We start from the raw sequence: 9,733 nt of genomic DNA on the forward strand, positions 1-9,733 counted from the left end.
GTAGTTATAATTGTTTTGAGAGCGATTTAATTTTAAGAAAATATTTGAAATAAATTAGATTTGCTCAATTAGAAACAAATAGTATTATAGGAGTGTTTAAAAATGAAGAAAAAACTATTCTCATTATCGTTAATTATGGTAGGAATGGTTAGTGCTATGTCTATGAGAGATGGTATTCCAGGAGCACATGGATGGGAAACAACACCAGATATTCGTGATGGATGGGAAACAACACCAGATATTCGTGAATATGGATGGGAAACAACACCAGATATTCGTGATGGATGGGAAACAACACCAGATATTAAATAAAAAGTAGCTATCGATTGAAGCGCACTCCGAAAGTTGGAACTAAAAATTCAATATAAGGGGTGTATTTTTTAGGATTGAAAATAGAAAAGAGATACTGGCTAGAAGTATCTCTTTTTTTAAAAGTGGTAGTTATTCGGGATTGGTATACACCTTCAAGGGAATGAAGATGTATAGTTAAAATATACTAAATAATAATATTTTAAACAAATAAATTACATTTTAAAATGTAATTTCAAAAAAAGCCGATTATTTTGTGACATTTTTACCATGTTTAAGCGAAATAAATCAGAGTATAATTAGATATATAAGCAATTTTTTTAAAAGAGGGTGTAGTGTTATGCAAGGCATTAGGAAATATTTATTACAAGCTCAACACGATTTGAAAGAGAAGTATGAGTCTCCGAGTGATCTAATAGATAGACTTAGATCAGAAGGTAAGAGTATGGGGGAAATCGAACGAGCAGTATTAAAGATGAATCGTATTCAGGGGGCATATGATTCAGTTGAGACAGCGTTAAGAATGTTAGAGTAATGAAAAAGAGGTCATAAAGACCTCAATATAAAAAGAGAATATTAGGGTTTAACTAACTATTATATAATGGGGTAGTTAGTTAGTGTTATAACGTACCACTAGGAATGGTACTTCATTATTTTAGCATGTATGTTATAAAAAGTGAATTCAATAATTGTAAAAAAATGTAAAAAAAGAGGTCGTAAAGACCTCTAGCCCTGGTGATAAAAAACAGTAAATATGGAAGTAACTAGTGTTGTGTTGAATAACACAAAGTAATCATACTACATAGGTTTGTAATACGTATGTAAAAATTGTAAGTAAAGGTAAAATTAAAACGAGGTCACAAGGACCCCATATGGAAAGAGATTATTAAGGTTTAACTAACGTTTTAGGAGCATTAGTTAATTAAAAAGTAAAATATGATTAATGTGCATATTAGGTGAAACGCACGTTTAAAATATAACAAAAAATTCCAATATTCGCAAGTGATTTGAAATGAAAAAAACAGCAAATAGCTCCAGCTGTCTGTTGTTTTTTTTGGTGTTTAACCAATATGAGTATGTTAGAAAAAAACTTCACTTCCTTATTATATCATGTCAAAAAATGTAATAAAAGAATGTTTTTTTATTCTAGAATAACGTATGATTAGATTAAGGGAAGTAGATATATATGAGGAGAAAAAGTAATGATAAATTATGTTCTTATGTAAATGAGGATGATTATTATCATTACCATAATCAAAAATTTAAGGAGGGGATGATTGAATGTGGATTAGGACACAAGATCAGAAAAAAATAATTAATATTGTTGAATTACAAATCAAACCATCTTATAAGATTAGATACCCCAAATATTCTATTATTGGAACTTGTGGTAAGGTGCCAATGTATAAAGTTAAGTTAGCAAGTTATAATACAATTGAAGAGACACTAACTGTTTTAAATGACATACAATATCATATTAATTCTAATCAGAACACTGTTTATCAAATGAAATAAGGTATACTCAAACAACAGACGGCGACTGCTATCTGTTGTTTTTATTTTATACACATTAACGAACAAATGTTTGACAAAGTCTGGTTTTTTGTTAAAATATAGGTGAATTTATTTTTTTGTTAAAAGTAATTCTGGGAGGATTTAATATGATTTATCTGATGAACAATAACAAGCGAGCTATTATTTCTGATATTGAAAATGCTGGTTATAGTGAAATTCAACAGCTACGTAATTCGAAAGCAATCGTTCAAGGAGTAGAGTATGAGCATCAAGAAACTGGGGAAAAGTTATATTTAAACATTTACCAACAACAATCACAATCTATCTTTTGGACAACAGAAGAATTTGAAGAGCGAGTGGTAGAAGATAAAAAGGAACGTAAAGAAATGATAGATAAATTGATGGGAGATTTAGAAAATTACTCTTATAATTTAAATTATTAAAGATTAATAAATAAAAAAACAACAGATGGAGAGAATAGAATTAACTACTTTACTCACTATCTGTTGTTTTAATTTTGCCACTAATTTGCCACTAAACGTAGTGAATAACATTGAATTACTTTGGATTGTTATGTGTAATTTATAAATTGATATTTAACTTTCTAAACATTATAATACCAATGATTATGAAGGTTTGCGTAAATTTCTGTATTATGCTTGCGGTGATATGATATAATATTACCATAATAAAGATAGATGTTGTTGAAAGGTTGCGAGTTAAGTCGATTTGATTTTAATTGGCACTTTTTATAGGAGGTTTTTATTGTGGAATTTTTACAAGTTGGTAAAATTGTAAACACGCATGCCTTACAAGGTGAGGTTAAGGTTGTTTCAAATAGTGATTTTAAAGAGGAACGTTTTAAAAAAGGAAGTCAGTTGTTTATTGAGTTTAATGGTGAGTACATCGAAGTTATAGTTGCGACGCATCGTGAACATAAAGGCGCAGACTTATTAAAATTTAAACATTTAAATTCGATTAATGATGTTGAAAAATATAAAGGTTGTGATTTATTAGTATCGGCTGAAAATTTAGATGATTTAGATGAAAATGAGTTTTATTATTTTGAGATCATTGGATGCACAGTTAAAGCAACAACAGGTGAAGAAATCGGAGAAATTACTGAAATTTTAGAAACAGGTGCGAATGATGTTTGGGTGGTTAAGCGTAAAGGTCAAAAAGATGCGTTAATTCCATACATCGAAGATGTGGTTAAATCGGTTGATGTTGAAGCCAAAGAAGTTATCATTGAAGTATTAGAAGGATTATTATAATGAAGATTGATGTCTTAACTTTATTTCCTGAAATGTTTTCAGGAGTTTTTAATGGTTCCATTTTAAAACGTGCCCAAGATCGTGGAGCTGTGACACTAAATACAGTGAATTTCCGTGATTTTTCACAAAACAAACATAAAAAAGTAGATGATTATCCGTATGGTGGTGGAGCGGGAATGCTTTTAGCGCCTCAACCGATTTTTGATGCGGTTGAATCAGTGTGTCAAAATAGTAGCGCGAATCCTCGTATTATTTTGATGTGTCCTCAGGGAGAGCCTTTTACTCAAGCGAAAGCAGAAGAATTATCAAAAGAGGAGCATCTGATTTTTATTTGTGGTCATTATGAAGGCTTTGATGAACGAATTCGAGAACATTTAGTGACTGATGAATTATCACTTGGTGATTATGTGTTAACAGGTGGTGAACTTGCTTCGATGGTGATGACAGATGCCATTGTTCGTCTGCTTCCTGATGTGTTAGGAAAACAGGAATCTCATGAAAATGATTCATTTTCAATGGGATTACTAGAGTTTCCACAGTATACCCGTCCGGTTGATTTTAGAGGAATGACAGTTCCGCCTGTTTTAATGTCAGGGAATCATAAAGAGATTGAAAAGTGGCGTCATGAACAATCCCTTTATCGTACGTGGTCTCGTCGTCCTGATTTATTAAAGCATCACGAATTGAGTGAAGCCGATCAAAAAATCATTGAAAAGTTTGAAAATGAGAAATAAGAGATACCCGACGCTATCTTTTTTTATTAGCCGAAGACAAGTTTTGCATATTGTAGAAAAATGTGGTCTAAGCTCGTCAGGTGCCCTCGAAAAAACAACCTTTTTTGAAAAATATTTATAAAAAAAGATTGAATTGAAGAGTTGTTTATGATATGATTCATGACGTGCCATTGGAGCATAAACACCAAATTCCGCTGAGTTAGAAGGCTAACTGAATGAATTTGCGATGAAGGAGCGTGTAGACAAATGAGTCAACAATTAATCAATGAATTAACACAATCTTATTTAAAAACTGACTTACCAGAATTCCGCGCAGGAGATAACGTTCGTGTAAGCGTACGTATCAAAGAGGGTAACCGTGAGCGTATTCAGGCATTCGAAGGTTTAGTTTTAAAACGTCAAAATGGAAAAGGAATCAGTGGAACATTCACAGTTCGTAAAGTATCTTTCGGATGTGGTGTTGAGCGTACATTCCCATTACATTCACCAGTTATCGAAAAAATCGAAGTTACTCGTCGTGGTAAAGTTCGTCGTGCAAAACTTAACTACATCCGTAGCTTATCAGCTAAAGCTGCTCGTATTAAAGAGCGTCGATAGTTTTAGTTTAAAACAATTACCTCAATTGCAACGAAGATGTCCTAAAAACCTTGTTTTAGGGCATCTTTTTTTATGAAAAACTTCAACTTTATGGTAAAATTAACATTAAACTGAATGTGTCCAGTTAAGAAGGCGTATAATAAAAAGTAGCAAAATTTTTATTTTTAAATCGTTTGAGAGAACTGACGATACAAAATAAACGTGTGGAGTGAAAGGAATGAAAAAAGTATTACTAGAGATATTTGATTGGGTAAAAACATTTGTTATTATTTTTATTATCGTAACACTTGTTCATAAGTATGTTTTTACACCTGTAAAAGTAGATGGGCCTTCTATGTATCCAACCTTACACCATGAAGACTCAGTTATTTTATGGGAATTTAATTATAAACCCAAAGCCTTTGATGTTATCGTATTTGAATATTCGCCAGATGTTTATTATGTTAAACGTGTGATTGGATTACCAGGACAAACCGTCCGTTATGAAGATGATCAGCTTTATATTGATAATCAACCTATAGCCGAACCTTTTTTAGAGGCAGGAAAAGAAATCATATCATATGTGGATGATTTTACATTTGATTTCACCTTACAAGAAATTTGTCAGTTTGATCCTTGCGATGTGATTCCAGAAGGCTATTATTTAGTACTTGGCGATAATCGTCCACATAGTAAAGATAGTCGTCATATTGGTTTGATTAGTGAAGATCAAATCCTTGGTAAAGCGACCTGGATTCAATGGCCTTTATCACATTTTGGTAAAGTTGAGTAATCAAACTTTGGTCGAAATTTTGGATTTTTTAAGTTATAATAGTAGAAGTAAACGAAATGAATTAAAGTTTTAAAGCTTAAAAACCTATGATGATAGGTTAAAATACAGCTTAGGGAGTGACAAGATGACAGTACAATGGTTTCCAGGGCATATGGCCAAAGCTCGCCGTCAAATTCAAGAAAAATTACAATTAGTGGATATTGTGTTTGAATTACTAGATGCACGAATTCCGTATTCATCAAGTAATCCAATGATGAATGAAATTATTAAACATAAACCAAAATTAATCATTTTAAATAAAGTGGACATGGCTGATCCTAATGTCACACAACAGTGGCTTAATTATTTCAAAGAGCAAGGTCAACCTGCAATTACGATTGATGCTCTTCACCAAAATGCGATTAAGCAAATAACAGAGGCATCAAAAGAAATTTTAAAGGAAAAATTCGCTAAAGAAAAAGCGAAAGGATTACGTCCTCGCCCAGTTCGTGCGATGATTTTAGGTATCCCAAATGTTGGAAAGTCAACGTTGATGAACAATTTAGCTAAACGTAAAGCGGCTCAGACTGGAGACCGTCCGGGAGTTACAAAAGCTCAACAATGGGTGAAAGTTGGACAAGAGCTAGAGTTATTAGATACACCAGGAGTGTTATGGCCTAAATTTGAAGAAAAACGTGTGGGTTATAATTTAGCAGTAACGGGTGCAATTAAGGATACGATTTTAACCCTTGATCATATTATTTTATATGCGTTAGACTATTTAATTCAACATTATCCACAGCGCCTAATTGAACGTTACCATTTAAGTGGGAACTTCGAAGATAAAGTAGCGGTTCTAGAGGAAATTGGAACGAAACGTGGGTTCTTGCAATCAGGTGGAATTGTTGACTATGATAAAGTTTATGAAATTTTATTACGTGAAATTCGTAGCCTAAAATTAGGACGACTATCATTTGAATGTCCAAAAGATTTAAATCAAGAAACGGTCAGTGAATAAAGGATAAAAATTTAGATAAGTTTTCGGACTTGGGAAGCTTTTATTTGAATTAAAGTGTGCTTTATTTGTAACAAGGCTTCAGGATGAAGTCTAATTTTAAAAATACTTCTGTCTAGATAGAAAGAGAATGAGTTCTAAGATTAGGAATTCATTCTCTTTTTATTTGATTTGAGAAAAAAGAAGAATTTTGTCTATAAATGAGAAACAAATTTAAAATGATGTAGAAATTGGATAAAAATGATGTTAAAATTAAAAAAGTTTGAAAATGGAAGATAGAGGTTTAAAATTAGAAATTTAGGCACTTTTACTGACAATGTTGACTATTTTACAAAACGTTGGTAGAATGAATAAGTTATCGCTTTTTAATTGGAAAGGTGAGCTGCACAATGAGTGAAAAGTACACGGTAGAGGAAATAAAAAGAATCTTACAACAAGATGTTGTTGATGAAGTATTTATAGATGAATTAAAACAAGATGGACGTACGAGCGTTCAAAAACTACTAAAACAGTATGAAAATAAGATTCAAAAAGAATATGATGAGTTTCAAAAATTTATTACGATGTCAATTTATGAAAATGAATTGCGTTACAGTGGAATCGAATTAATTGCCGGAGTCGATGAGGTTGGACGTGGACCGTTAGCGGGACCAGTTATTGCGGCAGCTGTTATTTTACCTGCAGATTGTTGGTTGTTTGGAATTGATGATTCTAAGAAATTATCAGAGTCTAAACGACTATATTTTTATGAGCAAATCAAAAAGAATGCGATTAGTATTGGGATTGGAATTTGTACGAGTGAAGAAATTGATCAATATAATATCTATGAGGCAACTAAAATTGCAATGGAACGAGCCGTTTCAAAATTAAATCCTAAACCTCAACATTTATTACTAGATGCTATGAGTCTACCGAGATTAGATATTCCTCAAACATCAATTATTAAAGGTGATTCTAAAAGTGTTTCGATAGCAGCAGCCAGTATTATTGCCAAAGTAACACGTGATGCCTATATGAAGAAGTTAGGTTCAGCTTATCCGCAATATGGGTTTGAACGCCACGTTGGATATGGGACAAAAGAACATTTACTAGCTATCGAGCAACATGGAATTATTTCTGAACATCGTAAGTCATTTGAACCAATTCGTTCAAAATTTAATTAGATTAAGAGAGCTTTTAATTATATAAGCTCTTTTTTTTATCTTTTCAGAAGGAAAATAGACAAGTAAAGCGTATATCACAGTAGGTGATGATATGACAATGCGAAATCGATTAATAAAGTTAAGTATTCTGAAGCGTGGAAATTGGTTTTTAATGTATGAGGCATTAAGACAAGATCCTAAATTAACACAGTTTTCTATTGAACCATCAGCTGAATCCTTATTTGATGACATTCAAACTAGAATTGTCACGATTGTTGATGAGGAATATCCCAGTTATTTTAAACAAATGGAAATGCCACCCTTTGTCTTGTATTATCAAGGAGACCTTAACTTACTTAAAGAGAAAAAAATTGGAATTATGGGAACGAATCGGCCTTCAACTTATGGAATGAAATCATGCCAGACCTTAGTTGCTCAATTAATTAACCAAAACATCGTGATAGTTGGGGGCTTGGATTTAGGGATTGATGCGATTGCACATCATGTCTCTTCTAAAAATGGAAAAAGTATTGCCGTGTTAGCGTCTGGATTTTCAAGAATTTATCCGTCGGAAAATTATCAACTTTATCAATTAATGGCAAAGGGACATTTAGTTATCAGTGAGTTTCCCCCGCATATTCCGATAGGGCGACAACATTTTTACCTGAGAAATCGAATTATTACAGCTTTGAGTGATATTTTAATGATTATTGAAGCAACTAAAGAAGGAAGAATGACGCATGTAGCCAAACAGGCTTTATACGATGGAAAAATTATTTATGCTTTACCAGGAGAATATAATTCTATCTATTCAGAAGGGAGTTTAGAATTAATTAAAGAAGGAGCGAATTGTTTAACTGATTATAAAGAGATATTAGATGAATTAAAGATGATTTATCCGTTATAGAGGAAAGAAAAAAGGTGAGACTAACAGCTGTTAGCCTCACCTTTTTTAATAGTTATCATTTAGATGGAAATTATAAGGAAAGTGCTCGTCTTGATTATAGGCTTTGAAGAGATAGCCTTGTTCTTTATAGTGGGAAATAATCAGAGGTAATACTTCTAGAGTAATCGGAAGCTCGTGTTCAAGTAATATCTCTCTTTCCCCCGCAGGAAACTCATTTAAAAAGGTCATAATCGATTCGACGGTTGTTTCTTCACGCCAATCATTGGTATCGATTGACCAGTCCCAAAGTTTGAATCCGGCTTCTCCAACGTTATTAAAAATAACATCAGGCATAAAAGAGCTTCCATAAGGGGGGCGAATAATAACAGTTTTATAACCAATTAAGGGTTCAAGATAAGATTGGAGTTCTAAAGACTCTTCAAGTAGTTTATAAGGTTCTGCTTCGTTATAAATCACATCACGATTGTGAGAGATTGAATGTAGGCCAATCGTATGACCATGCTTGGCAGCATAACGAACCGAATCTTCTTTTCCATCGACATTTTTTCCAATAAAAAAGAAGGTTGCAGGAACTTGGTGTTCATCTAAAATATCGACAATTTTTTTAGTGTACTCACTTGGACCATCATCAAATGTTAAATACATGACCTTTTGATTAGCTAAATGTTCTTCTTCAATGGCTTCAGGTTGTATCTCAACGTCTGAATTATGCTGTAAGATCTGATGATCTTTGAAAATGAAGGTCACTACCACTCCGATAGCGAGTCCAAGCGTGATGATTGAAAATATCATTTTTTTAAAGTTATTCATGATTTATCCTCCCGGTTTTTATCATAATTTATTGAAAGATTATAACATAAATCCAAATATAGTAAAAATATTTTGGAGGATTTAGGGGAAAAAAGAAGAGAATCGGTAAAGGTAGGACGATAATATTGTTAAATTATAGTTTAAATATTGACAAGCTTGATATAAACCAGTAATATTTTTTGTGTTTTATTTTGATTCATATCACACCGATGAGTTGACACCAAGAGAACAAATAGTTTGATACGTTATAATTGATGGGTTAAATGAAGAAAATAAGTCATTGCATCATGACTGATTGATGAATGGATACATAAATTGATTGATTTTTGATAGAAAAGGTGATAAAGATGGGGAAAAATCTGGTTATTGTAGAGTCTCCTGCAAAAGCTAAGACGATAGAAAACTATTTAGGAAAGGATTATACGGTTCTTTCAAGTGTTGGACATATTCGTGACTTAGCCACAACAGGCCCTGGTGGTTTAGGGGTTGATGTAGAAGACCAATTTAAACCGAATTATAAAAATGTGACTGGAAAGTCTAAAGTGATTAAAGAGTTAAAACAAGCGGCTAAAAATTCAGATGCTGTTTATCTTGCAACTGACCCCGACCGTGAAGGGGAAGCGATTAGTTGGCATTTAGCAGATGTATTAGGATTAGATGTTTCGTTAAATCGTCGCGT

At 32.6% G+C, this 9,733-nt stretch carries 13 protein-coding genes; 12 read left to right on the top strand and 1 reads right to left on the bottom strand.

The window, feature by feature from the left end; genetic code table 11:
* The first annotated feature begins 102 nt into the window (after positions 1–102).
* The 11 genes from QWC74_RS09575 (at position 103) to QWC74_RS09625 (ending at position 8,244) form a co-directional block, all read left to right on the top strand.
* The gene (locus QWC74_RS09575) at positions 103–312 is read left to right on the top strand and encodes a hypothetical protein (RefSeq protein WP_155232655.1); all 210 of its coding nucleotides are present in this window, start codon (positions 103–105) and stop codon (positions 310–312) included.
* 337 nt (positions 313–649) lie between these two features.
* Entirely contained in the window at positions 650–844 is a 195-nt protein-coding gene (locus QWC74_RS09580) for a hypothetical protein (RefSeq protein ID WP_155222843.1), read from the top strand.
* A 746-nt stretch (positions 845–1,590) separates the two neighbouring features.
* Complete coding sequence (locus QWC74_RS09585; RefSeq protein ID WP_288993995.1) at positions 1,591–1,824, top strand: hypothetical protein; 234 nt, start codon at positions 1,591–1,593, stop codon at positions 1,822–1,824.
* A 146-nt stretch (positions 1,825–1,970) separates the two neighbouring features.
* Positions 1,971–2,267 carry a hypothetical protein gene (locus QWC74_RS09590; protein ID WP_155222842.1) on the top strand — a complete coding sequence of 99 codons (297 nt, stop codon included), beginning with the start codon at positions 1,971–1,973 and terminating at the stop codon, positions 2,265–2,267.
* 324 nt (positions 2,268–2,591) lie between these two features.
* Positions 2,592–3,098: a ribosome maturation factor RimM gene (gene rimM / locus QWC74_RS09595; protein ID WP_006783790.1), complete on the top strand. Its 507-nt coding sequence runs from the start codon at positions 2,592–2,594 to the stop codon at positions 3,096–3,098.
* Complete coding sequence (gene trmD, locus QWC74_RS09600) at positions 3,098–3,832, top strand: tRNA (guanosine(37)-N1)-methyltransferase TrmD (protein WP_006783789.1); 735 nt, start codon at positions 3,098–3,100, stop codon at positions 3,830–3,832. The genes rimM and trmD overlap by 1 nt, the downstream gene beginning before the upstream one ends.
* 246 nt (positions 3,833–4,078) lie before the next feature.
* Positions 4,079–4,429 (top strand): 50S ribosomal protein L19, encoded by a 351-nt coding sequence (rplS, locus tag QWC74_RS09605; RefSeq protein ID WP_006783788.1) that lies wholly within the window; start codon positions 4,079–4,081, stop codon positions 4,427–4,429.
* Between the two features lie 217 nt (positions 4,430–4,646).
* On the top strand, positions 4,647–5,201 hold the full coding sequence (gene lepB / locus QWC74_RS09610; protein ID WP_006783787.1) for a signal peptidase I: 555 nt from the start codon (positions 4,647–4,649) through the stop codon (positions 5,199–5,201).
* 124 nt (positions 5,202–5,325) lie between these two features.
* Positions 5,326–6,198 carry a ribosome biogenesis GTPase YlqF gene (ylqF, locus tag QWC74_RS09615; RefSeq protein ID WP_006783786.1) on the top strand — a complete coding sequence of 291 codons (873 nt, stop codon included), beginning with the start codon at positions 5,326–5,328 and terminating at the stop codon, positions 6,196–6,198.
* 386 nt (positions 6,199–6,584) lie between these two features.
* Positions 6,585–7,358 carry a ribonuclease HII gene (locus tag QWC74_RS09620; protein WP_006783785.1) on the top strand — a complete coding sequence of 258 codons (774 nt, stop codon included), beginning with the start codon at positions 6,585–6,587 and terminating at the stop codon, positions 7,356–7,358.
* A 91-nt stretch (positions 7,359–7,449) separates the two neighbouring features.
* A complete protein-coding gene (locus tag QWC74_RS09625) occupies positions 7,450–8,244 on the top strand; it encodes a DNA-processing protein DprA (protein WP_006783784.1) in 795 nt (264 codons plus the stop codon).
* A gap of 45 nt (positions 8,245–8,289) precedes the next feature.
* On the opposite strand, the gene QWC74_RS09630 is transcribed toward QWC74_RS09625, so the two are convergent.
* On the bottom strand, positions 8,290–9,054 hold the full coding sequence (locus QWC74_RS09630; RefSeq protein ID WP_006783783.1) for a polysaccharide deacetylase family protein: 765 nt from the start codon (positions 9,052–9,054) through the stop codon (positions 8,290–8,292).
* 347 nt (positions 9,055–9,401) lie between these two features.
* Between QWC74_RS09630 and QWC74_RS09635 the strand changes: the two genes are divergently transcribed.
* On the top strand, positions 9,402–9,733 hold a 332-nt coding region (locus tag QWC74_RS09635; protein WP_288993996.1), incomplete at its 3' end, for a toprim domain-containing protein.

The organism is uncultured Turicibacter sp., from assembly GCF_938044715.1.
GTDB classification, from domain to species: Bacteria; Bacillota_I; Bacilli_A; order MOL361; family Turicibacteraceae; genus Turicibacter; species Turicibacter sanguinis.

What these genes read in the sequence shown, in the direction of transcription:
- lepB (WP_006783787.1), top strand. Translation starts at nt 4,647, where the DNA reads ATGAAAAAAGTATTACTAGAGATATTTGATTGGGTAAAAACATTTGTT.
- QWC74_RS09620 (WP_006783785.1), top strand. Translation starts at nt 6,585, where the DNA reads ATGAGTGAAAAGTACACGGTAGAGGAAATAAAAAGAATCTTACAACAA.
- QWC74_RS09575 (WP_155232655.1), top strand. Translation starts at nt 103, where the DNA reads ATGAAGAAAAAACTATTCTCATTATCGTTAATTATGGTAGGAATGGTT.
- trmD (WP_006783789.1), top strand. Translation starts at nt 3,098, where the DNA reads ATGAAGATTGATGTCTTAACTTTATTTCCTGAAATGTTTTCAGGAGTT.
- QWC74_RS09590 (WP_155222842.1), top strand. Translation starts at nt 1,971, where the DNA reads ATGATTTATCTGATGAACAATAACAAGCGAGCTATTATTTCTGATATT.
- QWC74_RS09585 (WP_288993995.1), top strand. Translation starts at nt 1,591, where the DNA reads ATGTGGATTAGGACACAAGATCAGAAAAAAATAATTAATATTGTTGAA.
- QWC74_RS09625 (WP_006783784.1), top strand. Translation starts at nt 7,450, where the DNA reads ATGACAATGCGAAATCGATTAATAAAGTTAAGTATTCTGAAGCGTGGA.
- QWC74_RS09580 (WP_155222843.1), top strand. Translation starts at nt 650, where the DNA reads ATGCAAGGCATTAGGAAATATTTATTACAAGCTCAACACGATTTGAAA.
- QWC74_RS09630 (WP_006783783.1), bottom strand. Translation starts at nt 9,054, where the DNA reads ATGAATAACTTTAAAAAAATGATATTTTCAATCATCACGCTTGGACTC.
- rplS (WP_006783788.1), top strand. Translation starts at nt 4,079, where the DNA reads ATGAGTCAACAATTAATCAATGAATTAACACAATCTTATTTAAAAACT.
- ylqF (WP_006783786.1), top strand. Translation starts at nt 5,326, where the DNA reads ATGACAGTACAATGGTTTCCAGGGCATATGGCCAAAGCTCGCCGTCAA.